Annotated in this window: 21 protein-coding genes; 14 read left to right on the forward strand and 7 right to left on the reverse strand. The window is 54.8% G+C overall.

Translation table 11 applies throughout. The annotated features are described in order from the left end of the window. Positions 1-217: 217 nt before the first annotated feature. The 5 genes from tpiA to eno all read left to right on the forward strand — a co-directional run bounded on the left by tpiA (position 218) and on the right by eno (position 5488). Positions 218-973, forward strand: coding sequence for a triose-phosphate isomerase (tpiA, locus tag CMO10_RS14315; protein WP_297023477.1), 756 nt, complete (start codon positions 218-220; stop codon positions 971-973). Positions 974-1107: 134 nt separating this feature from the next. Then, a complete protein-coding gene (secG, locus tag CMO10_RS14320; protein WP_044826746.1) occupies positions 1108-1446 on the forward strand; it encodes a preprotein translocase subunit SecG in 339 nt (112 codons plus the stop codon). A gap of 121 nt (positions 1447-1567) precedes the next feature. Next, the gene (locus CMO10_RS14325; RefSeq protein ID WP_297023484.1) at positions 1568-3196 is read left to right on the forward strand and encodes a CTP synthase; all 1629 of its coding nucleotides are present in this window, start codon (positions 1568-1570) and stop codon (positions 3194-3196) included. Between the two features lie 58 nt (positions 3197-3254). Continuing rightward, positions 3255-4112: a 3-deoxy-8-phosphooctulonate synthase gene (kdsA, locus tag CMO10_RS14330; RefSeq protein ID WP_044826744.1), complete on the forward strand. Its 858-nt coding sequence runs from the start codon at positions 3255-3257 to the stop codon at positions 4110-4112. 104 nt (positions 4113-4216) lie between these two features. Next, on the forward strand, positions 4217-5488 hold the full coding sequence (eno, locus tag CMO10_RS14335; RefSeq protein WP_044826893.1) for a phosphopyruvate hydratase: 1272 nt from the start codon (positions 4217-4219) through the stop codon (positions 5486-5488). 114 nt (positions 5489-5602) lie between these two features. On the opposite strand, the gene CMO10_RS14340 is transcribed toward eno, so the two are convergent. The 3 genes from CMO10_RS14340 to CMO10_RS14350 all read right to left on the reverse strand — a co-directional run bounded on the left by CMO10_RS14340 (position 5603) and on the right by CMO10_RS14350 (position 9011). After that, positions 5603-7159 carry a hypothetical protein gene (locus CMO10_RS14340; RefSeq protein ID WP_297023489.1) on the reverse strand — a complete coding sequence of 519 codons (1557 nt, stop codon included), beginning with the start codon at positions 7157-7159 and terminating at the stop codon, positions 5603-5605. A gap of 90 nt (positions 7160-7249) precedes the next feature. Continuing rightward, on the reverse strand, positions 7250-7723 hold the full coding sequence (locus tag CMO10_RS14345; protein ID WP_297023492.1) for a type III secretion system chaperone: 474 nt from the start codon (positions 7721-7723) through the stop codon (positions 7250-7252). A 178-nt stretch (positions 7724-7901) separates the two neighbouring features. Then, complete coding sequence (locus CMO10_RS14350) at positions 7902-9011, reverse strand: hypothetical protein (protein ID WP_297023495.1); 1110 nt, start codon at positions 9009-9011, stop codon at positions 7902-7904. Between the two features lie 540 nt (positions 9012-9551). Here CMO10_RS14350 and CMO10_RS14355 point away from each other — a divergent pair. From CMO10_RS14355 to CMO10_RS14385, 7 genes are all read left to right on the forward strand, one after another. Continuing rightward, positions 9552-9914 carry an FtsB family cell division protein gene (locus CMO10_RS14355; RefSeq protein ID WP_297023498.1) on the forward strand — a complete coding sequence of 121 codons (363 nt, stop codon included), beginning with the start codon at positions 9552-9554 and terminating at the stop codon, positions 9912-9914. A gap of 559 nt (positions 9915-10473) precedes the next feature. After that, a complete protein-coding gene (pdhA, locus tag CMO10_RS14360; protein WP_044826743.1) occupies positions 10474-11487 on the forward strand; it encodes a pyruvate dehydrogenase (acetyl-transferring) E1 component subunit alpha in 1014 nt (337 codons plus the stop codon). Between the two features lie 53 nt (positions 11488-11540). Then, complete coding sequence (locus tag CMO10_RS14365; protein ID WP_297023501.1) at positions 11541-12983, forward strand: pyruvate dehydrogenase complex E1 component subunit beta; 1443 nt, start codon at positions 11541-11543, stop codon at positions 12981-12983. A gap of 64 nt (positions 12984-13047) precedes the next feature. Continuing rightward, the gene (locus CMO10_RS14370; RefSeq protein WP_297023503.1) at positions 13048-14367 is read left to right on the forward strand and encodes a pyruvate dehydrogenase complex dihydrolipoamide acetyltransferase; all 1320 of its coding nucleotides are present in this window, start codon (positions 13048-13050) and stop codon (positions 14365-14367) included. Between the two features lie 95 nt (positions 14368-14462). Next, the gene (gene lpdA / locus CMO10_RS14375; RefSeq protein WP_297023505.1) at positions 14463-15860 is read left to right on the forward strand and encodes a dihydrolipoyl dehydrogenase; all 1398 of its coding nucleotides are present in this window, start codon (positions 14463-14465) and stop codon (positions 15858-15860) included. Between the two features lie 125 nt (positions 15861-15985). After that, the gene (gene lipA, locus CMO10_RS14380; protein WP_044826739.1) at positions 15986-16984 is read left to right on the forward strand and encodes a lipoyl synthase; all 999 of its coding nucleotides are present in this window, start codon (positions 15986-15988) and stop codon (positions 16982-16984) included. A 49-nt stretch (positions 16985-17033) separates the two neighbouring features. Next, positions 17034-17498 (forward strand): type II toxin-antitoxin system RatA family toxin, encoded by a 465-nt coding sequence (locus CMO10_RS14385; RefSeq protein WP_044826738.1) that lies wholly within the window; start codon positions 17034-17036, stop codon positions 17496-17498. Here CMO10_RS14385 and CMO10_RS14390 read toward each other — a convergent pair whose 3' ends face one another. Together CMO10_RS14390 and CMO10_RS14395 are read right to left on the reverse strand one after the other, a co-directional pair. Beyond that, on the reverse strand, positions 17499-17993 hold the full coding sequence (locus tag CMO10_RS14390; protein ID WP_472910361.1) for a CinA family protein: 495 nt from the start codon (positions 17991-17993) through the stop codon (positions 17499-17501). A 5-nt stretch (positions 17994-17998) separates the two neighbouring features. Further along, a complete protein-coding gene (locus tag CMO10_RS14395) occupies positions 17999-18481 on the reverse strand; it encodes a phosphatidylglycerophosphatase A family protein (RefSeq protein ID WP_297023508.1) in 483 nt (160 codons plus the stop codon). A gap of 222 nt (positions 18482-18703) precedes the next feature. Between CMO10_RS14395 and CMO10_RS14400 the strand changes: the two genes are divergently transcribed. Both CMO10_RS14400 and CMO10_RS14405 read left to right on the forward strand, forming a co-directional pair. Further along, a complete protein-coding gene (locus CMO10_RS14400; RefSeq protein WP_297023515.1) occupies positions 18704-20029 on the forward strand; it encodes a M23 family metallopeptidase in 1326 nt (441 codons plus the stop codon). After that, positions 19989-20444 (forward strand): bactofilin family protein, encoded by a 456-nt coding sequence (locus tag CMO10_RS14405; protein ID WP_297023518.1) that lies wholly within the window; start codon positions 19989-19991, stop codon positions 20442-20444. Before CMO10_RS14400 ends, CMO10_RS14405 begins: the two co-directional genes overlap by 41 nt. A gap of 124 nt (positions 20445-20568) precedes the next feature. Here the strand turns inward: CMO10_RS14405 and CMO10_RS14410 are convergent, their stop codons facing one another. Together CMO10_RS14410 and CMO10_RS14415 are read right to left on the reverse strand one after the other, a co-directional pair. Then, a complete protein-coding gene (locus CMO10_RS14410; protein ID WP_297023520.1) occupies positions 20569-21267 on the reverse strand; it encodes a haloacid dehalogenase type II in 699 nt (232 codons plus the stop codon). Positions 21268-21365: 98 nt separating this feature from the next. Continuing rightward, a complete protein-coding gene (locus tag CMO10_RS14415) occupies positions 21366-23390 on the reverse strand; it encodes a lytic transglycosylase domain-containing protein (RefSeq protein WP_297023523.1) in 2025 nt (674 codons plus the stop codon). Positions 23391-23421 lie beyond the last annotated feature (31 nt).

Genomic DNA, 23421 nt, shown 5'->3' on the forward strand with positions numbered 1-23421 from the left:
GAGTGTTATCAGCGGCAACAGGCGATTGTATAGAAGATGACTGCAATCACATCACAAATCCCGTCAGCGACGTTTTCGGGTACTTGGCCCCGGTGGCATGGCATGCTAAAACCCGCGTCGAAACAGGTCCTGTAACAAATCGTATCAGCCGCGAACTGGCTGTTATCGCCTTGATACACGGACAGAATGTGAACCAGATCAGCACGAGGTAGCTCCCATGACCCAACGCCGTCCCCTGATTGCCGGAAACTGGAAAATGAACTGTTTGCGTGCAGACGGTCTTGCGCTGGCGTCTAGCCTGGCGGCAAAGGCGAAAGAAAAAGGGGCGCTTGGCTGTGACGTTCTGGTCTGCCCGCCGGCGACACTTCTTTCCGACGTGGTTGGCGTTACCCATGGGAGTGCCGTTGCTGTTGGCGGACAGGATTGCCATGCTGCGGTATCGGGTGCGCATACCGGTGATGTTGCAGCCACGATGCTTGCCGATATTGGTACGCAATATGTTCTGGTCGGTCATTCCGAGCGCCGGGCGGATCATGGTGAAAGCTCTACCGATATTCGTAAAAAGGCGATTGCCGCCCATGATGCCGGTTTGATCGCCGTTGTCTGTGTCGGTGAAACCGAAGAAGAACGTGATCTGGGTGCGACGCTTTCGGTTGTGAACGGGCAGGTGGCAGTATCGCTTCCGGAAGGGGCAACCGCGAAAAACACCGTTGTGGCCTATGAGCCGGTCTGGGCGATTGGTACGGGCCGTACGGCAAGTGTGGCCGAAGTTGCCGAGGTTCATGCAGCAATCCGTGCCGAACTGGTCAAACGGTTCGAGGATGGCAATGAGTTCCGCATTCTGTATGGTGGTTCGGTCAAGCCGTCCAATGCCAAGGAATTGCTGGGCGTTGAAGATGTCGACGGTGCGCTTGTCGGCGGGGCGAGCCTGAAGGTTGAAGATTTCTGGCAGATTATTGAATCCTGCGCCTAACGGATAGTGCTGCAGATTTTGTTCAATATGGTCTAGCCAACAGCCATAAAACGCGTTAAATACGCATCAAATTTATGCCCGATCCGGGCCGAATTGCGTTTGGATCGGTAGATTAGGACAAGAGTTTCGACACCATGCAAACAGTCATTCTGGTAATCCACCTTCTTCTTGCGCTCGGCTTGATCGCCGTGATTCTCGTGCAGCGCAGCGAGGGCGGTGGGCTTGGTATCGGTGGTAATAGCGGCGGCGGAGGCGGCGGTGGCTTCGGTGTGATGAGCTCACGCGGCGCTGCGAACCTGCTGACCCGTACTACTGCGATTCTGGCAGGCGCATTCATGATCACCAGCATCATCCTTGCCCTTCAGTCGAATACCCATACCCAGCCGGCTTCGATCCTTGATCAGGCTCCGGAACCGGCCCCTGCGGTCACCGAGCCCGCCGAGGACACCGGGCCCGCGGCTCCGACCCGATAAACAAATTAACCGACGACCTGAGGCGGCAAACTTGCCGCCTCAATTTTTGATTGTTGAATTCCCCGGTTCGTGGTGCACTGCACTGAACCGAGGCTTTGTGCTTTGAGATGAGGCCAAGATAATGACTCGTTTTATCTTTATTACCGGTGGCGTTGTTTCTTCGCTGGGCAAAGGCCTGGCTTCCGCTGCTTTGGGTGCGTCCCTGCAGGCACGCGGCTTTACAGTTCGTCTGCGTAAACTTGATCCGTATATTAACGTCGATCCGGGCACCATGAGCCCGTACCAGCATGGCGAATGCTATGTGACCGAAGACGGGGCCGAGACCGACCTTGACCTTGGCCACTATGAACGTTTCACCGGTGTTTCTTCGCGCCGTTCCGATAACGTCACCACCGGTCGTATCTATTCCAACGTGATCGCGCGCGAACGTCGCGGTGATTATCTTGGCGGGACTGTGCAGGTCATTCCGCACATCACCGATGCGATCAAGGAATTCGTCATGTCGGATGCGACCGAGGACTTTGTCCTAGTCGAAATCGGCGGCACGGTTGGTGACATCGAAAGCCTTCCGTTCCTTGAAGCGATCCGTCAGATGGGCAACGACCTTGGCGATGGCCGGGCTTTGTTCATGCACCTGACGCTGGTGCCGTATATTTCCTCGGCCGGTGAGCTTAAGACCAAGCCGACCCAGCACTCCGTCAAGGAACTGCAGAGCGTTGGTATTCAGCCTGACATTCTTCTGTGCCGTTGCGATCGTGAAATTCCGATCAATGAACGCCGCAAGATTGCGCGTTTCTGTAACGTCCGTGAAGCGGCTGTTATTCCGGCCTATGACGTTGACAATATCTATCAGGTGCCGATCAGCTATCACCAGTATGGTCTGGATAACGAAGTGCTCTATCACTTCGGTCTGCAGGCGCAGGAACCGGACCTTCAGCCGTGGGAAGATATCTGCAACACCATCCGTAATCCGGAAGGTGAAGTTACCATCGGTATCGTTGGCAAATACATCCAGCTTCCTGATGCCTACAAGTCGCTGACCGAAGCGCTCACCCATGGCGGGATCGCCAACAAGGTGCGTGTGAAGCTTGAATGGATTGCGTCTGACGAGCTGGAAAAAGACGGCAACGTCAGTGAAATCCTGTCCAAGCTTGATGCGATCATGGTTCCGGGCGGTTTTGGCGAACGTGGTACCGAAGGCAAGATTGCCGCAGCCCGTTATGCGCGCGAAAACAAGGTTCCGTATTTCGGGATTTGCTTTGGCATGCAGATGGCGGTTCTTGAAGCAGCACGCAACCTTGCTGGGCTTAAGGATGCGTCCTCGTCCGAGTTTGGCCCGACCAAGACACCGCTTGTTGGTCTGATGACCGAATGGGCGAAAGATGGTGGTTCGGTTGAACGTCGTTCCGATGATGATGACCTTGGCGGCACCATGCGCCTGGGTAACTATGAGTGCAAACTTGTTGATGGCACCCATGCGCGCGACATTTATGGCAGCGAAACCGTTTTGGAACGTCATCGCCATCGTTATGAAGTGAACGTCAACTTCATGTCGCAGCTTGAAGAGAAGGGCCTGAAGTTCTCGGGTCTGTCGCCGGATGGTCGTTTGCCGGAAATCGTCGAATATCCGGATCATCCGTGGTTCATCGGCGTTCAGTTCCACCCGGAACTGCGTTCGCGTCCGCTCGATCCGCATCCGCTGTTTGTTTCCTACATCAAGGCTGCAAAAGAACGCAGCCGTCTGGTGTAATCGCGCCTGTCGGACTATGTGACAGCAACAGACACGTGATCGACTGAAAGTCATAGCAATGACCGAAATTAAAACCGTCAAAGTCGGCAATATCGAAATCGCCAACGACAAGCCGTTTGCCGTTCTGGCAGGCCCCTGCGCGATCGAAAGCCGTCAGCACGCGCTTGAAATGGCAACCGCCCTTAAGGAACTGTCCGAAGGGCTTGGCATCGGGCTTGTGTATAAAAGCTCGTTTGATAAGGCCAACCGCACCAGCACGACGTCCAAACGTGGCGTTGGCCTGCAGGAAGGCTTGGATATTCTGGCCGAGGTCAAGGAAACCACCGGGCTTCCGATCGTGACCGATGTGCATCTGCCTGATCAGTGTGCGGCGGTGGCCGAGGTTGCCGATATCCTGCAGATCCCGGCATTCCTGTGCCGTCAGGCGGATCTGTTGCAGGCAGCTGGCAAGACTGGCCGCGTGGTCAATGTCAAAAAGGGCCAGTTCCTGGCACCTTGGGACATGGCCAATGTTGCCAATAACCTGGCTGCGACCGGCAATGACAATATTATGCTCTGTGACCGTGGGACCAGCTTTGGCTATAACACGCTTGTCACGGACTTCCGTGGACTTCCCACCATGGCCCGTCAGGGCTATCCGGTTGTCTTCGATGCCACCCATTCGGTTCAGCAGCCGGGCGGACAGGGCACCTCATCAGGTGGCCAGCGCGAATTCGCGCCTGTCCTGGCTCGTGCGGCCGTTGCTGTTGGTATCGCAGCACTGTTTATCGAAACCCACGATAACCCGGCGACGGCCATTTCCGATGGCCCGAACCAGATCCCGTTAAACAAGCTTCCCGAAGTGCTTTCGGTTCTGATGGAACTGGATAAAGTGACGAAAGCCAATCCGGTTCGCCTGGATATGTTTGACGCGTAAATACAAAATGCCGCCAGTCAGTGATTGGCGGCATTCTTTTTTGCTGTAACCTGCATGCCTGATAAACAGGTATGGTTCCTACCAGTGAGGAGAACGTTTCTGTCATGACCGCTATTATTGATATTCGCGGCCGCGAAATCCTTGACAGCCGTGGTAACCCGACGGTCGAAGTTGATGTCACCCTGGAAAATGGCGCCTTTGGTCGTGCTGCCGTTCCTTCGGGCGCATCCACCGGTGCACACGAAGCCGTCGAGCTGCGCGACAAGGAAGACCGCTATCTGGGCAAAGGTGTGACCAAGGCGGTTGCATCCGTCAACGGTGAAATCTTTGAAGCACTGGCCGGCATGGATGCCGAAGACCAGATTGCCATCGATAACGCCATGATCGAGCTTGATGGTACCGAAAACAAAGGTCGCCTGGGGGCGAACGCCATCCTTGGCGTGTCTCTGGCAACCGCAAAGGCAGCGGCCGAAGATGCGGGCCTGCCGCTTTATCGTTATGTCGGTGGGTCGTTTGCCCGTTCGCTTCCGGTGCCGATGATGAACATCATCAATGGCGGCGAGCATGCCGACAACCCGATCGATGTTCAGGAATTCATGATCATGCCGGTATCGGCCGAGACCTGTTCGGATGCGATCCGCATGGGGGCCGAGATCTTCCACAACCTGAAAAAGGCTTTGTCGGCAGATGGTCTGAACACCAACGTTGGTGACGAGGGCGGCTTTGCGCCGAACATCGCATCGACCGAAGCGGCCATCAGCTATGTCATGAAATCGATCGAAGCTGCCGGCTATCGCCCGGAAGAAGACGTTGTGCTGGCTCTTGACGCGGCATCGACCGAGTTCTTCAAAGGCGGCAAATACGTGCTGGCCGGTGAGGGCAAGTCCCTTGATCCGAGCGAGATGGTCAAATACTGGGCCGATCTTGTTGGCAAATACCCGATCTTCTCCATCGAAGACGGCATGGCCGAAGACGATTGGGATGGCTGGGCAGAACTGACCGCCGCCATTGGTGCGAAAACCCAGCTGGTCGGTGATGACCTGTTTGTCACCAACCCGAAACGTCTGGCTGATGGCATCAAGAAGGGCGTTGCCAACTCGATCCTGGTCAAGGTTAACCAGATCGGTACGCTGTCTGAAACCCTTGAAGCAGTCGAAATGGCACACCGTGCCGGTTACACTGCGGTGATGTCGCACCGTTCGGGCGAAACCGAAGATTCGACCATTGCCGATCTGGCAGTTGCCACCAACTGCGGTCAGATCAAAACCGGCTCGCTGTCGCGTTCTGACCGTATGGCAAAATACAACCAGCTGATCCGCATCGAGGAACTTCTGGATGCCGGTGCATACTTCCCGGGTCGTTCGATCCTGAAGTAAGGGATCTGGCGGCTATTTCAGCCAGATAGCCATATCCACAGAAATGAAGACGGGCCGTCTCGGAAAAATCCGGACGGCCCGTTTTCTGTATCTGAAGATCAAATATTCCCGGCTTTAATTCGCAGCGTTGCGTTCGTCGCGAATTTGTTTGTTTACAACGTTTGTTGCTTCTGCATTCAGGGCCTTGGAGAACGTTGGGTCGTTCGCCAGATGATTTTGATAGTAGTTGTTGCTAATCACCTGGTTGACTGATTCGAGCGTGTTCAGGAAGTTGCTTGCTGCAACTCTTTTATCGTAATCGTCTCCGTTTCCTGCCGCTTCCATTTCACCGGCTCTTTGTTGAATTAGATCTCTTTCCGCGGCCGGAATTTGATCAGCCCAGGGCGCGTCGTCGTCCAGGATGCTGTTTGCCAAGTTACCCAACTCATCAAGCATATACGGCGAGGGGGAGTCGGTATCGCTGCTATAGCGCGCGATCTGATCAATGAGATCAAGCTGCTCGCCACGCGGATGGTCAACGCCTGCTGCCAGTGCTGATCTTGCGGATGTCAGTTCGATATCTATGATCGCCGAATCGACTTCCGGGTAGCTTCGTCGGTCAGCAAGGTTCGCTCTGAGGTTTTGCTCAATCGGCGCGCGCTCTGCGGCGACCAGGGTGGCTTTGTCCGCGTCAACTTCCCTTGCTGCTTCGGCGCGGGCAAGGTCCGGCAAAGCCGAGTGGGCGGCCCGTGTAAAGGTTAGCAAGGTCTCGGAGGGGGCATTATCCAGTCGATCAAAATACATGTCGCTGGCATGGGCGAAGAAATCTTGCAAGTTTCCAGTAAGGAATTCCCGAATAGCTGCGACTTTTTCACTGTCGCTGCCATTCTGCGCGACGTTAGTCAGTTCGCCAAGCGAGCCGGCCATCGCTTCTTTCATCAGGCCATCGAGTTCCTGGTCGGGCAGCGTGACTTCTTGCATCGCATCGGGCACACAATGACGTTCAGCAATACCGATCATGTCCGTGATCATGTCAGGTGTGATGTCCCTGGTCGGATCAAGTTTCAAGTATGGCAGGGCATAGTTCATCATAAAGGAGATAGATGGATCCCCGATAACCTGATTTGCTGCGTTGCTGACTGTCTGCGTTCCCTGAATTGCCTCAAAACGCGAAACAGCCGGACCTTCAATCAGTGCGTCGATGAGTTCGTCGCTTCGGTTTTCGAGAAGGTAAGGTATTCTTGCTTCGATCTTTTCGTTGCGATCCAATTGTGCTGCGTTTGCCGCTAACTCCGGTTCGGCTCTTTTTGCCGCCATTTCGCGGTGAATATCCATCTTGAACGCAGCTAAACCTGCGCCATCTTTGGCATCTTTACGCAGGCTGTTTAGCTCTGATGTCGAAAACATCTTGGTGGAATTCGGGCTATCCCATTTTTTGGCAGAAAGTTTGTCATTGAGGACTTTCAATCCGCCTTCGCCGAACTCGCGTGAAACCTGTGCCTTCAGGTTGGTGAGCTGACGGCTATGCGTTGAGCTGGCTTGACCTGTTACCTGCAGCCAGGCTTTCTGAAGCATACCAACACCGCGTGCAACAATGCCGTCGTTTTGGTCGGGCGCAGCGTTGGCACCCGCGTCATGTGCCTGAAGGGCGTTGATGTTTGCGTTTGGATTGTTATGAACTGCGCCTACCATTTTATGCTTCCTGTGTTCGTATGCCGCCAAGCATTGACTGCTCATCAAAACGCTTTTCGCGAGGGGAGTGATTGTGAAGAGGGGCGCCTGTTAGCCCCGCAGCATATGGTTCATCTCTTGAGCACTGGATGTTTTGGTCGCCTCCTGGCTATCCTGTGCGGAGATGGTTTCGCCAATTCTCTCCTCCCAGGCGCGCGCCAATGCATCAAGCCCGGAAACATGATCTTGCAGAGAGCCCGGCGCGATTGCCTCGGGACGCATTTTGTGTTCGATGATGATGGCATCGGTTTCCGGGTGGATGGCGAGGGTCGCGCCATATGAATCCTGCCAGAGGTAATTGCCTTTCAGCAGCGTTTCGAAGATCTTTGCCCGATGTTTTTCTGCAGCTGGCGGAAGTGCGGTCACCATTAACAGCAGGTCTTCTGATTCAAGATATTCAAGATGAATGTCATTGCCGTCGTCGATATTGAGAATGCAATGATTGTTGTCATCCAAAGCCAATTCGGCCATGCCGAGTTGCTTACCGAGCTCTGCAAACAGTGCATTGATTGCTACAAGTGACATTTTCTAAGTGCTCTCTTGTTTCGTGTGAGCCACAGCACACACTGTGTGTTGATCTGTACTGTGAATTAAGTCACCAAACTCGCTGATCGGTTCCGCGAAAATGGCGCAGAATCAAAAAACGGATATTCCGTGAGGAATATCCGTTGCGATGGGATGAGTTTTTTGACGGGGGGGCGCTTTAATCCAATCCCAGTGCCTGCCTGTTCTCGACAAGAATTTCCCGTTCCACAATCGTTGTTGCGATTGCTCGCAGTTCTTGTCTGGCTGCCATATTCTGGAATTTATCCTGGATAACCATGTGCTGAATGCTTGCCCTCGGACCATGGAGGGTGTCGATGAGTTTTTGAGCCGCCTGTGTTTTTTCTTCGTCGCTTCCGTTTCGCACCGCTATTAATTCGTCATACGCTTCGTTCACCGCCGCTCTTTCCGGGGTGTCTAGGTTGATCAGTGACTTAGCGTCCTCGGCAAAAGGATCGTAATCGCGATCATCAATGAAGTTCTCGACGATTGACAGCAGGTTTTCAACCTCTTGCGGGCCGGCTTTAATAGCGCCGGTGCAATAAGGAATCACAGCGTTTAAGAAGTCGAAGCCCTCTGTGGTCGCGCCATTCTTCTTTATATTGTCTATGTGTTGGGTAACTTCCGGATACTGGCTTGGTTTGGTGACGTCATCGACTAGGTCATTCAGGATCTCGTTAAATTTGTCCAAGCAGCGCTGTTCTTTTTCAGAGGCCATTTCGCGAGCTACAGATTCTTTCACCGAAGTAGCGGCAAACGATTTGAATTCTTGGAGTTTCTGTGCGATTTCCGGGAATTCCTGCAATGCCTCAGAATGATCTCCTTCGGCACCGCCAACAAAAATCTTGTCGAAAAGCTCAGTGGTTTTAAGAGCTACGCGTTGATTCAGGATTGTTTCGGTATGTTCAAGTGCGAGGCGGTCGTTTTCATTGAGTGTCGTGTGGACTTCACTGCGCAGCGTGTTCAGTTCCTTGCCCGAGAACATTTTGTTTCTGGCGGTCCAGTTGTGGTCGTCGAGTTTCTTGTTCAGAATGGTCAGGCCCCGGTCCCCGCATTCATTGCGGACCTGCTGGCTTAGTTTGCCAAGCTGGCTGTCATGCTTTTTGCCTGCCCAGCCGGTCGCACGGTTCGACAACCACAAAAATGTTTTCTGGAATCTGCCAACCCCTTTGGCCTTGATACCATTGTTGGCGTTAGTGGGATTGTTTGTTGGGGCAGTATTTGTCGCTGTGACATTGCCGTTGAGGTTCGGTGTATTTGTTATGGCCATCTTGATCTCCTGAATGCTCGCTGCCAGTTCACTAACGCTTTTATGTCGGTCGGGGTTTGAACACCTTGCATCAGCTTTTGCAGCTATGTGATGCGACTTGAAGCTGTGGTGCTAACCCATCCGGTCCCATTTTTGCGGTGTTCTCATGGTTACTAAGTGACGCGTCATAGAAGTTTGGTTCCGAAATGGTATTTTGGTCGTTCTTGCGGGGCAGGTCCCAGTCACCAGGTGGCATGTATGAGGAGCGTCGAAGGGCTCCTGACAGGATTTGAACCGACTGCCTGTGTCCAAACGAGGTGCAGTTTTTTCTAATTCAGAGCTATCTGATTGATCGTGACTGCTATGATTTGGCGTTTGAGGTTAATTCTATTTTTACCCGCTTATGCGCAAGTTTAAGCGTAATGTTGCCGGGTTTGTCGCCTTGTTTGATGGTAAGTCACTGTCAGGCAAGTGAAATAACGCATGTTGTTTTTACGTTGTGAACCCGGAATGGTGTGTTTTGTTGCCAAGTCGCGCAAGCGTGCAAGGGGCATAGGGTAAATGGCGTCCAATTCGCCGGTCTTTCGTCGCCTGAAACAGGCTGTCGCGCCGGTAATCGCATTTACAGTGATGGCGTATTTCATCTTCCACAGCGTGGAAGGGGAGCGCGGTCTGCTGACCTATTGGTCGATGCAGGACCGGGTGAGCGAGATTGCCCGCGTGCTGGAAGAAACAACCGACCAGCGCAAGTCGCTTGAGCAGCATGTGGTGTCGCTGCGTGCCAAGCACCTTGATCCTGATCTGCTTGATGAGCGCGCGCGCGCGATGCTTAATGCCGCGCACCCGGATGATGTCATCATTTTCCATCACGACGGATATAGCGACGTCACTGCTGCCACGACACTTGCCGCCGAGACAAACTGAGCATCGGGCTGGGCGCAGCCCCGCCGCAATTCCGTCCAGAAAGAATCCGCCGAAGAGTGTGTTCCGGTTTTGGCCGTGAAATTGACCTCGAACGGCCTGATCTTGCGTGTTGATCAAGAAATTCCCGGTTGTGAAATGTGTTCAGCAATGATCGCATTCAGGTAAGTTGTTGTTTAAACTGAGTTCCGGTTTACGAACCGTTTTGCGCGAAACCAGTAGAGGGCATTGATAATCAATGCATTCTTGCGGTTGTTTTCCATTGTGCGCTGCTATGCGGAATTATCCTCACGAAAGCATAGCATTTGTGACGCAGGGGAATGAACGAGTTTTAAGGCATTCTTCCAAGTCGCTGAAAACCCTACAACTCTGCAAAAACGCGTAAATGCACAAATTAACCAAAAAAAGGTTTATTTGTGATTGTGCGTTGCAAAACAACAGTTTAATCGAGGTTAGATTGCTTGCCCTTGTGGTCTGTTTTCGGTAGTCATTTCGGTGGTCCAGTACCGAATTAAGCGCTCATACATGATGCTTAAGCGATAGCCATCCACCGGGAGGAAACATGGCGACCACACCAAAACGCAAACGCGGCACTACGCGCGCTGACAATCAGGCGAGCAGTGACGATCTCCTCAAATATTACCGTGAAATGCTTCTGATCCGCCGCTTTGAAGAAAAAGCCGGTCAGCTGTATGGCATGGGGCTCATTGGTGGTTTCTGCCACCTTTATATTGGGCAGGAAGCCGTTGTTGTTGGCATGCAGGCCGCAGCATCGGACGAAGACGGTGTTATCACCAGCTATCGTGATCACGGCCACATGCTGGCAACAGGCATGGATGCAGCCGGCGTCATGGCCGAACTGACGGGCCGCGAAGGCGGTTATTCCCGCGGTAAAGGCGGCTCGATGCACATGTTCTCCAAGGAAAAGAATTTCTATGGTGGTCACGGTATCGTGGGTGCGCAGGTTCCGCTCGGAACCGGTATTGCTTTCAGCTACAAATATCGCGGTGAGAACCGGGTCTGCATGACCTATCTTGGTGACGGTGCCGTCAACCAGGGTCAGGTCTATGAGGCCTTCAACATGGCAGCGCTTTGGCAGCTGCCGGTTATTTACTGCATCGAGAACAACCAGTATGCAATGGGCACCTCGACCCAGCGTCACTCGTCCAGCCCGGACCTGTATGAACGCGGCAAGGCCTATGGCATCCCCGGTGAACAGGTTGACGGTATGGACGTTCTGGCGGTGAAGGCTGCTGGTGAACGTGCTGTGGCACATTGCCGTGAAGGCAAGGGGCCTTACATCCTGGAACTTAAAACCTATCGTTATCGCGGGCATTCCATGTCCGACCCGGCGAAATACCGGACCAAGGACGAGCTCGACAAAATGCGTAAAGAGCACGATCCGATCGATATGGTCAAAAAGCTCCTGATCGACGGCAACATCGTTGATGAAGCCGGTCTGAAAGACATCGACAAGGAAGTTAAGGCCGAAGTCGCAAAAGCGGCCGAGTTCGCGCAAAACAGCCCGGAACCGGATGTTTCCGAACTGTTTACCGACATTCTGATCGACGCGTGATCGCAAAGACTGCGAACCGCTTTTGAACGATATTTCCCGGGAGAGAGGGAACAATGCCGATTGAAGTTTTGATGCCGGCCCTGTCGCCGACCATGACCGAAGGCACACTTGCCAAATGGAACGTCAAGGAAGGCGACATTGTCGCATCCGGTGACGTGATCGCAGAAATCGAAACCGACAAAGCCACGATGGAAGTCGAGGCCGTAGACGAGGGCACCATTGGTAAGCTCGTTATTGATGCCGGTACCGAGAATGTCGCGGTCAATCAGGTGATTGCCTATATCCTCGAAGAAGATGAAGACGCGTCCGCACTCGATAACGTGTCCGCATCGTCTGCACCGAAAGCAGATGCCGCACCGGCCAAGGAAGAAGAAGCATCTTCTGACGAAGCCCCGGCTGCTGCGTCGTCAAGTGCTGCACCGGTTTCGGCCAGTGGCGCGATTGAACGTTCTGAAGCTGAGCCGCGCGCTATGAGCGTGATGAACAGCACCCAGGACGAAAAGACCTATACCAGCTTTAAAACCCAGACCGTGCGTGAAGCCCTGCGTGATGCAATGGCCGAAGAAATGCGCACCGACGAGAACGTCTTTGTCATGGGTGAAGAAGTTGCGCAGTATCAGGGTGCCTACAAGGTTACCCAGGGTCTTCTGGACGAGTTCGGTGACAAGCGTGTGATCGATACCCCGATCACCGAGCATGGCTTCACCGGCCTTGCAACCGGTTCTGCCTTTATGGGCCTGAAGCCGGTTCTGGAATTCATGACCTTTAACTTCGCAATGCAGGCGATCGACCAGATCATCAACTCTGCTGCGAAAACCCTTTATATGTCCGGTGGCCAGCTTGGTTGCCCGATCGTGTTCCGTGGCCCGAACGGTGCTGCGTCGCGCGTCGGTGCCCAGCACTCGCAGTGCTATGCATCCTGGTATGCACATTGCCCGGGCCTGAAGGTTGTTGCACCGTGGTCGGCAGCAGATGCCAAAGGCCTGCTTAAGGCAGCCATCCGCGATCCGAACCCGATTGTCTTCCTTGAAAACGAAATCATGTACGGTCAGAGCTTCGAAGTGCCTGACGACGAAGATTTCGTCCTGCCGATTGGTCAGGCCAAGATCGAGCGCGAAGGGACCGATGTCACCATCGTTGCTTTCTCGATCATGGTTGGCAAGGCGCTGAAAGCTGCTGAACAGCTGGCAGAGCAGGGCATCTCGGCAGAGGTCATCAACCTGCGCACCATCCGTCCGCTGGACGTGAACACCATCGTGCGTTCGGTCATGAAGACCAACCGTCTGGTGACTGTCGAAGAAGGCTGGCACTTCTCGGGTATTGGTGCGGAAATCGCGTCTGTTGTGATGGAACATGCATTTGATTACCTCGATGCACCGGTTGCCCGTGTAACCGGCGAAGACGTTCCGATGCCGTATGCTGCCAACCTGGAGGCGCTTGCGCTTCCGCAGGACAGCCACATCGTCGCCGCGGCCAAGGCCGTTTGCTATCGCTAAGTAAGACGGACAGGGGCAGGTCGCGGGTCAAACCGCGCCGCCCCGTTACCGGGAGAATGCGTTCATGCCTGTAAAAGTATTGATGCCGGCCCTGTCGCCGACCATGACCGAAGGCACCTTGGCGAAATGGCACGTCAAGGAAGGCGACACCGTTGAGTCGGGTGACGTCATCGCCGAAATCGAAACCGATAAAGCCACCATGGAAGTCGAAGCTGTCGACGAAGGCAAAATCGGTAAAATCCTTGTTTCTGAAGGCAGCGAAAATGTTGCGGTGAACGAAGTCATCGCATTGCTTTTGGAAGAAGACGAAGACGAAAGCGCGCTTGAAGGTGCGGATACCTCGGCAGCAAGCACGGGTGGTGGCGACAGCGCCCCGGCCGCAAGCGATGCCAAAGAGGAAAAAGCCCCGGCAGCATCGGGTGGCGACAAGCCGGCCCCGGCTGCACCGGTTTCCGGTGGTGAGCGTATCAAGGCAAGCCCGCTTGCACGTCGTATTGCTGCGAATGAAGGTGTTGAGCTTTCCGGCGTTTCCGGTTCCGGCCCGCGTGGTCGTATCGTCAAACGAGACGTGGAAGCCGCAATGTCATCCAAACCGGCAGAGAAATCTGCAGGTGCCGAGGACAAGAAATCCGATGCCGCACCGGCAGCAGCTTCTGCACCGGCCGCATCTGGCTGGAACCCGGATCTTACCGGTCTTCCGGAATACGAAGAAATTCCGAACAGCGGCATGCGCAAAACGATCGCGCGTCGCCTGACCGAGTCCAAACAGCAGGTTCCGCATTTCTATCTGACGGTGGATTGCGAGCTCGACAATCTGTTGGCAACCCGCAAGCAGCTGAATGAAAAGGCGGGCGAGGGTGTCAAGATTTCGGTCAATGACTTCATCATCCGTGCGGTTTCGCTGGCGCTGAAAAAGGTTCCGGCTGCGAACTCCATCTGGACCGACAAAGCGACCCTTCAGTGCAAGAAGCAGGATATCTCGGTGGCAGTTGCCATCGAAGGTGGCCTGATCACGCCTGTGGTTCGTGATGCCGGATCCAAAGGCCTTGCGGAAATCTCGACCGAGATGAAGACGCTGGCTGGTAAGGCACGCGACGGCAAACTGATGCCGGAAGATTATCAGGGTGGGACGTTCTCCGTATCCAACCTTGGCATGTTCGGTATCAAGGAATTCTCCGCGATCATCAACCCGCCGCAGGGCTGCATCCTGGCCGTTGGTGCGGGTGAACAGCGTCCGGTTGTCAAGGACGGTGCGCTGGCAATCGCCACTGTCATGAGCTGCACCCTTTCTGTTGACCACCGTGCGGTCGACGGCGCGGTCGGTGCAGAGTTCATGGCCGAATTCAAAAAGCTTATTGAAGATCCGCTGAGCATGCTGCTCTGAGGGTCCAAAGTTGCGCGGGGACTTTAACAAGTCCCCGCAAGCATTTGAATTTAAAGACCTGTGACCATTAGTGGGCAGGCAAAGGAGATCCTACGATGGCGGATAGCAATTTCGACGTAATCGTGATTGGTGCAGGCCCGGGTGGTTATGTAACCGCAATCCGTGCGGCCCAGCTTGGCCTGAAAACGGCTGTTGTCGAGCGTGAACATGTTGGTGGTATTTGCCTGAACTGGGGCTGTATCCCGACCAAGGCGCTGCTGCGTTCGGCGGAAGTTTATCGCAACATGCATCATGCAAAGGATTATGGTCTTTCGTGCGAAAAGCCGGCCTTTGACCTTGATGCCGTGATCCAGCGTTCGCGTGGTGTGTCCAAGCAGCTGGCGGGTGGTGTTGGTCATTTGCTCAAAAAGAACAAGGTCACCGTGATCACTGGTGAAGCCAAGTTCGACGGCCCGAAAAAGATCCTGGTCGAAGGCAAGGACAAGGGCACCTATACCGCCAAGAATTATATCATTGCGACTGGCGCGCGTGCGCGCTCGCTTCCGGGCCTTGAGGCCGACGGCAAGGTGGTTTGGGATTACAAGAAGGCGATGACGCCGGATAAAATGCCCAAAAGCCTTGTTGTGGTTGGTTCCGGTGCCATCGGCATCGAATTTGCCAGCTTCTATCACACCATGGGTGCGGATGTGACCGTGGTCGAGATCATGCCGCAGATCATGCCGGTCGAAGACAAGGAAGTTGCAGCGCTGGCGCAGAAGATGATGACCAAGGACGGGATGAAGATCCTGACCGAAGCCAAGGTCGCCAACCTTAAGCGCAATGCCGACAACGTTGTTGTCACGGTTGAAACCAAGGACGGCAAGAAGCAGGAACTCACCGTTGATCGCGTGATTTCGGCCGTTGGCGTCATTGGCAATACCGAGGGTCTTGGTCTTGAAACCACCAAGGTCAAGGTTGATCGCAACGTCATTGGCACCGATGAATATTCGGCAACCGCAGAGCCGGGCATTTATGCCATTGGTGACGTTGCAGGCCCGCCGATGCTGGCCCACAAGGCAGAGCATGAAGGCGTGATCTGCATTGAAAAAATTGCCGGTGTCAAAGGCGTTCATCCGCTTGATCCGCGCAAGATCCCGGGTTGCACCTATTGCCATCCGCAGGTCGCAAGTGTTGGCCTGACCGAAGCGAAGGCGAAAGATGCCGGCTATGAAGTCAAGGTTGGCAAGTTCCCGTTCATCGGCAATGGCAAGGCGGTTGCCCTTGGCGAGGCAGAAGGTCTGGTGAAAACCGTGTTTGATGCCAAGACCGGTGAGTTGCTTGGTGCGCACATGGTTGGTGCGGAAGTGACCGAGCTGATCCAGGGCTTTGTGGTTGCGATGGGTCTCGAAACGACCGAGGAAGATCTGATGCATACGGTCTTCCCGCATCCGACGCTTTCGGAAATGATGCATGAGTCGGTCCTTGACGCCTATGGCCGTGCGATCCACTTCTAAAGCTTGAGACATTGTGTCGTGCCGGGCAGACATGCCCGGTATGATCACATTTGACGAATGTCGGTTTGACAAATGCGCGGCGTGGCGGCAAATTGCCGCCCGTCCAATCCTTCGGAGGTAACTCTATGTCGACGGCGCCCAGCGAACAGAAAACAGTTCGTCACCCGGAAAAACAGAAACGGCCAGATCGCCCATCGGGGCGCAAACCGTCCTGGATCAGGGTCAAGGCTCCGACCTCCAAGGGCTATCAGGAAACCCGCGACCTTGCGCGTGGCCTGAACCTTCATACCGTGTGTGAAGAAGCCGCATGCCCGAATATCGGCGAATGCTGGCAGAAAAAACACGCATCCTTCATGATCATGGGCGACACCTGCACGCGTGCCTGTTCGTTCTGCAACGTCAAAACCGGTATGCCGAACGCGCTTGATCCGTTCGAGCCGGAAAACCTGGCGATGGCAGTTGCCGACATGCAGCTCAAGCATGTTGTGATCACCTCGGTTGACCGTGATGATCTTGCCGATGGCGGGGCAGCGCATTTTGCCCGAGTGATTGAAGCGATCCGTCACAAATCGCCGGAAACAACGATTGAAATCCTGACCCCGGACTTCCGTGACAAGCCCGGTGCGGTCGAAATCGTTGCCAAGGCCCGTCCGGACGTGTTCAACCACAACCTTGAAACCGTTCCGCGGCTTTATACCAACATCCGTCCGGGCGCGCGTTATTACCAGTCGCTGCGCATTCTGGACCGGGTCAAACAGATTGATCCGACGATCTTCACCAAATCCGGCCTGATGGTTGGTCTGGGCGAAGAGCGCAAGGAACTGGCACAGGTGATGGATGATCTGCGTGTGGCAGATGTCGACTTCCTGACGATTGGCCAGTATCTGCAGCCGACCCTTAAGCACGAGCCGGTGCACAAGTTCGTCACGCCTGACGAATTTAACGATTATGCATCGATGGCACGTGGCAAGGGCTTCCTGATGGTATCGGCAACGCCGCTGACGCGGTCGAGCTATCACGCGGACCGCGACTTTGAACAGCTTCGTGAAGCCCGCGAGAAGAAGCTGGCAGCCGCCGAAGCCGCCAAAGCCAAGGCAGAGCAGGCCGTCACCGCGGCACAGTAATCCGCTTAGCAGTTTCACCGCAGACCACGACGATCAGGGGAGATATCGAGTGCCGACGCATGCAGAGCGCAGGAAACTGCCCTATACGCCGGAACAACTCTTTGATCTCGTCGCGGATATCGATTCCTACTCGGAATTTCTGCCGTGGTGTGTCGCATCACGCGTGCGCAAGCGTGATGGAAATGTGCTTCAGGCTGATCTGGTGATCGGCTTCAAGATGTTTCGCGAGAAATACACATCCAAGGTCACCCTGCAGCGCCCGGATCGGGTTGATGTCGAATATCTGCAGGGGCCGTTCAAGTACCTCAATAACCATTGGGTGTTTGAAGAGGATGAAGACGGCGGCACCTGGCTTGATTTCTTTGTCGATTTCGAGTTCCGCTCGGCCTTGCTGCAGAAGATGATCGGTGTTGTGTTTAACGAGGCCGTCAAGCTGATGGTGGGTGCGTTTGAAACCCGCGCACGCGAGGTTTACGGCACGCCGACATTGCCGGATCCGAAAAATCAGGGCTGATCAGCCGAGAATTTCCTCAATCAAAGCGAATGCTTTCAGGACGGTGGCCTTGCGCACAGCATGGCGATCACCGGGAAACACGACATGGGTCGTGATGGTGTCCCGTCCCTTGGCTGCACAGCCGAAATGAACAAGGCCAACCGGTTTGGTCTCAGATCCGCCGCCGGGGCCGGCGATACCGGTGACAGAGACGGCGATGGTGGCGTTGGGGGCACGATCGAGTGCACCTTCGCACATGGCGCGCGCCACCGGTTCCGAGACAGCGCCGAATTCGGCCAGCAGGTCATTGCCGACACCGATCAGGCTGTGCTTGGCCTCGTTCGAATAGGTGACAAAGCCGCAATCGACGACCGATGAACTGCCATCAACGCCGGTCAGCGTGCCGGTGATCAGGCCACCGGTGCAAGATTCGGCTGTTGCGATCATTTCGCCCTTGGCCTTGCATTTGGCGATCAGGGCGCTTGCAGCGTTTAGAAGGTCGGTATCATTCATCATCAGGCTCATCCCACGGTCAGGTGAACAATGATAACCAGCGAAATCATGGCAAAGACGCCGGCCAGCACATCATCAAACATGATGCCAAATCCGCCGCCAACCCGCCGGTCGACCCAGCGTATCGGCCAGGGCTTGATCACGTCAAATATCCGGAATGCGATAAAGGCGATCAGGAGCCATGCGACATCCATCCAGACACCGGCGAGCGGTACAACAAGCAGGCACATCCATTGACCGACGACCTCGTCAATGACGATTTCACCGGCGTCATGAATGCCGAGCATGTGACTATAAAGATGGGCGACCCAGATCCCGATGGCAAAAACCGCGATGCTGGCAAGAATCAGCGCAGTGTTGCCGCCATACGCCCAGATCAGCCAACCAAAGGGCAGGGCGGCAAATGATCCGGCTGTGCCGGGGGCTTTCGGGCTTTTGCCGCTATAGCACCAGGTGGCAGCGAATGTGATCAGAAATCGGGAAAAGGCCATTTGCAGCAAACGCATATGATGTGAAAGATGGTGATACCTATCACAGGGTCGGGCTGCTATGTGAAAATTTTGCAATTAAGGATGTGTTAACATGCTTGCTTGGAGGCCGAGTTAAAGGTAGCGTAAAGAAAAGACAAAAAAGTCTCTGGTGGGGTCAAAGAAACTCTTCACAACCGGGCAAACCGGACGTGCATACGGGCAACTAGGGGTTAGACACTGAATATGTCGGCGTTTGAACGCATTCGTCGGTTGGTGGATAAATGGTTTCCGGATCGGCAATTGCTTATCCGGTCAAATGATTCTGTTTACCAGCTTCGGCTTGGAAAATACGCGCAGGTCGCGTTGGCCTCTTTCGGGGCCGCAGTTATTACCTGGACGGTCGGCGTTACAGGTTATAGCTGGTACCTTGATCAGCGTCTTGCAATGCGTGAAGAGCAGCTTTTCAGAAGCGAGCTTTCCTATAACCGTCTGATTGCCCGTGTAACCGAAAGCCAGCGCCGGTTTGGCGAGATTACCGCCCAGATGGAAGATACCCATCGCAATCTGTTGTCGATGGCTGAGAAGAACCTGCAGCTTCAGGCGCGGGTCCAGGATTATACCTCCAAACTTGCGACCAGCGAGAAGGAAAAAGTCCAGATTTCAGCCATTCGCACATCGATGGATAACCAGATGAATGCGCTGCAGGGGCAGATTGACGGGATTACCAACCGCAATCTTGCACTGCGCGATGAGCTTGAAACTGTTGAGACCGTGATGTCGCGGGTCATGCGCGAGCGCGATCAGGCGTTGCAGCGTTCCAAAAAGCTTCAGGGTGAGCTAAGCGAAGCGCGCCAGCGTATTGCTGATCTGCATTCGATCCAGCAGCAGGCGATGCAGCGCGTTGCCCAGACGGCAGATAGCACCATTCTTGAACTTGAGAATGTGCTTGAGATGACCGGCCTGCAGCCGGAAGCTTTCATCCTGCCGCCGATGAAGCCGCAGCAGCCGGGCGTTGGTGGCCCGTTCGTGGCCTTTGAGCCCGAACACCCGCAGGACGAAGAATTTGTCAATACGGCAGTGGCGCTTAATGATCGCATGGATCACCTGGCCAATCTGCATGACAGGATAAAGAAGACGCCAATCGGGGAACCGGCGGCGAAATACTATCTATCGAGCTCGTTCGGTAAACGGAAAGACCCGATCAATGGTCGCTGGGCTTTTCATTCCGGTGTTGATCTTGCCGGGCCGATCAAGACACCAATTCTTGCAACAGCACCGGGCAAAGTGGTGCATGCGGGATGGAGTGGCAAATACGGGAAGATGGTCGAAATCGATCATGGAAACGGCGTTCGAACCCGTTATGGCCACCTATACAAGGTCCTCGTAAAGAAGGGCGACGAAGTGCAGTACCAGGATCACATAGCCTTGATGGGCAGCACGGGTCGCAGTACCGGCAGCCATGTGCACTATGAAGTTCTGGTCAATGATAAGCCGGTCAATCCTGTAAAATTTATTGAGGCGGGACGTTATGTTTTCAAAAGCGAGCAAGACGACACAACCAACGAATAAAAACAGCGGCAACACGACTGCTGAGAAAAAGGGTGGCCTGTCGGTCATCAATGCTGATCTCCGTGTTACCGGTGATCTGATTTCGGAATCCGATGTTCAGGTTGATGGTTCGGTCAATGGCGATATTCGCACCCGGACCCTGACGATCGGTCAAAGCGGCGAAGTCCGCGGCGAAATCGTTGCCGAGAAAATCCGCATTTGCGGTACCGTTATCGGTCAGGTCCGTGCAAAGGATGTATCTCTTTCCGATACCGCACGCATGATCGGTGACATTCTTCACGAAAGCCTGTCGATCGAGCCGGGCGCCCATATCGAAGGCCATTGCCGCCGCATCGAAGGTGTGGAAGAAGGCGGCCTGACGGTTATTCAGGCGGGTCAGGTGGTTGCCGCCAACGTGAAGAAAGAAAACAAATAATCGCTTAAGTGATTTCCTCCGGTTGTGAATGGCGGGTCCGGCCATTTCATCAATCGGATACAGAAACAAAAAAGGCAGGTTCCAGACCCGGAACCTGCCTTTTTCTTTGTGGGCTATGTGCCGACTAAGCCTTTTGTGGCTCGCCAACCAGTGGCAGCAATTCATCCAGGCCGTTCAGAACCACGTCGGCACTGTGTGACAGCCGTTCGGCCGGATTGTGCGCGCGGTTGATCCAGGCGGTGCGGAAACCGAAATGACCCGCGCCGGCAATGTCCCAGCCGTTTGAGGACTGGAAGGAAATCTCGGCCGGTTCGACTTCAAGCTTGTCGACAGCCAGCTGATAGACATCCGGATGCGGCTTGTAGGTTTTGAGATCATCAACACAGATGATGTGATCAAACAGCGTCAGAATACCTGATGTCTTCGCCGCCGAGATCAGCATGTGCTTGGCACCGTTGGACAGGATGGCAAGCTTGTGTCCCTGATCTTTCAGCGATTTCAGGGTTTCGACCACTTCCGGGAAGGTATCAAGCGACAGATAGGTTTCCATCAGCTTGGCGCGCAGGACCGGGTCCTTTTTGCCAATCTGATCGAGCGCGTAATCAAGCGCATCCCCGGTCACAGTCCAGAAATCGGCAAAATCGCCCATCAGGCTGCGCAGCCAGGTATATTCCAGCTGTTTTTGGCGCCAGAGTGATGACAGGCGGTCTGCCTCGTCACCGACACTGTCGCGCAGCTTGGCGACAGCCGATCCAACGTCAAACAGGGTGCCATAGGCATCGAAAACAAAAGCACGGCAGGAAGACAGTGCGTTATCGGACATATTGCTGACCTCTTCTGACAAGCAGTGTTGATCAAATATGGGGTGATTGCGCGCAAGCGCAAATCAGGGTGCCCGAAACAGAACACCCTGAAGCCACGTTATTCGGCGTCGCCTTGACCCATTGCGATCTCGTCCCGGGCAAAACGCCGGCGATAGACATAAGTTCCTTCCATTACGCGCTGAACGTAATTTCGGGTTTCGCTATAGGGGATCATTTCGATCCAGTCGACCAGATCAACCTCGGGATCACGCGGATCGCCATATTCGTTGATCCATTGGCGCACCCGGGTCGGACCGGCGTTGTAGCTGGCGATTGTCAGGACTTCCTGACCATCCCAGCGATCCAGCAACCGGCGGATATAGGCACGACCAACCGCGATGTTAAAGGACGGGTCCTCGGTCAAACGGTCGGTGTCGTAATCGAGTTTGAGTGACTGCGCCATGCGTTTGGCCGTGGCGGGCATCAACTGCATCAGGCCACGCGCGCCAGCCGATGAAATCGCCTGCGGGTTAAACAGACTTTCCTGACGCATGATGGCATGCACCAGTGCCGGATCTGGCGCACGGCCAAGCGGAACCTGTTCATGGATCGGGTAGGCGGCATCAAGATAGCCACTGCCAGTACGGATGCTGCGTTTGGCGGCAAGGATACCAAGGTCGGTGCGGCCATATTCACGCGCCAGATCTGTCGCCATGGCAAGGTATTCCGGTTCATCATGCTCATACACCAAAGCCATGATGAACGGACGGATGATGTTGCCAAGGCCCATTTCGCCAAGTTTACGCACGACCTGGGTCAGTTCCTGTGCCTCGAATTCAGCACGCTGTTCAGGTGTCGGAACCGGTTGTTCGACGGAATAGGATGGCTTGGTGCCAAGACGATCGATGGCAAGTTGGCCATAGAAGGTGTGGGCGTGGTCGGCGGCAATCGTGTACCATTCCTTGGCGCGTTTTTCATCGCCAAGCTTCTCATTGGCGCGTCCGGCCCAATAGGCGCCACGCGCCAGACTGATCGGGTATTGCACCACGTCATAGAGGTTCTGGAAGTGGGTCAGCGCGATGTCGGCGTCACCCAGAAATTCCAGCGCGATCCAGCCTGCATACCATTCGGCTTCGGCGATATCGCCAGCATCAACCTGACCATGGTTGGCAACAAGACGATAGGCGTCGGTGATGTGGCCCTTTTGCAGGGCGCGGCGTGCCAGAATGGCCTTTTCCAGCCACCAGTATTGCGGACGGATCGAGATATAGGCGAGATCATTGGCCTGCGAGAGCAGAAGATCGCGGGCATCCTGATCGCGGTCCTTTTTACGGCGCCAGCGCACGCGTTCATAAATCAGGCCGGGATCATCAACGTATTTTGCAGGCACGCGATTGATCGCACCGTCAACACCACCACGCATGGCGCGCAGGTCCGCGCGGGCCTCGGCGAGACGACGGTAATCGTCGCTGACATATTTCATCATGCGCGCAGCGGTCGTCAGGCGACCTTCCCACAACAGGCGATCAAGACGCTGTTCGTGGGTTTCTTCATCAATATATTCGCCGTACCGATCCAGGAAGCGACGTTCCTGACCGCGACCGAAATTCTCGTTAATCCAGCTGTGACGAACCAGCGCGATGGCCGCAGACTCCTGACCAGCACCGAGCAACGCCTTGATCTGGCGGGTTGCGCCATCGGCGGTGACGGGGGCGGAGCGTTTGAACCATGCGAGGATTTCTTCATCGGGCACGGCATCGGTCATGGCTTCTTCGGCGCGCTGACGGAGCAGCGCCTGACTGGGCCATTTCGGATGGGCGTCAATGAAGGCGGTGATTTCTTCGAAGCTGTGACCGGAATTGGGCGCGGTCAACAGCATCCATTCCGCTGCCTTTTGCAGCAGGGGATCATCAAAGTTGGTCAGGAGCTGCTTGAATGTATCGGTCTTGCCGTCTTCAACAGCGTCCAGAAACGCGTTCAGACGGGCACGACTGACAGCAGAGTAAAGCGGTGAGGGCGGCTGCGTCTGAAGAACGCTGTCTTCATTCGTTGCGGCCTGCACCTGATAACTACCTGGTATCAGTATCGATAAGCCCAGTGCCAATGCGCAGACCGAGATCTTGCGGAAAGACGCTTGCGCCATGTGATGTTCCCCTTGTGCCTTACGGCAACGA

The sequence above is a fragment of the Thalassospira sp. genome (assembly GCF_002709775.1).
Classification (GTDB): Bacteria; Pseudomonadota; Alphaproteobacteria; order Rhodospirillales; family Thalassospiraceae; genus Thalassospira.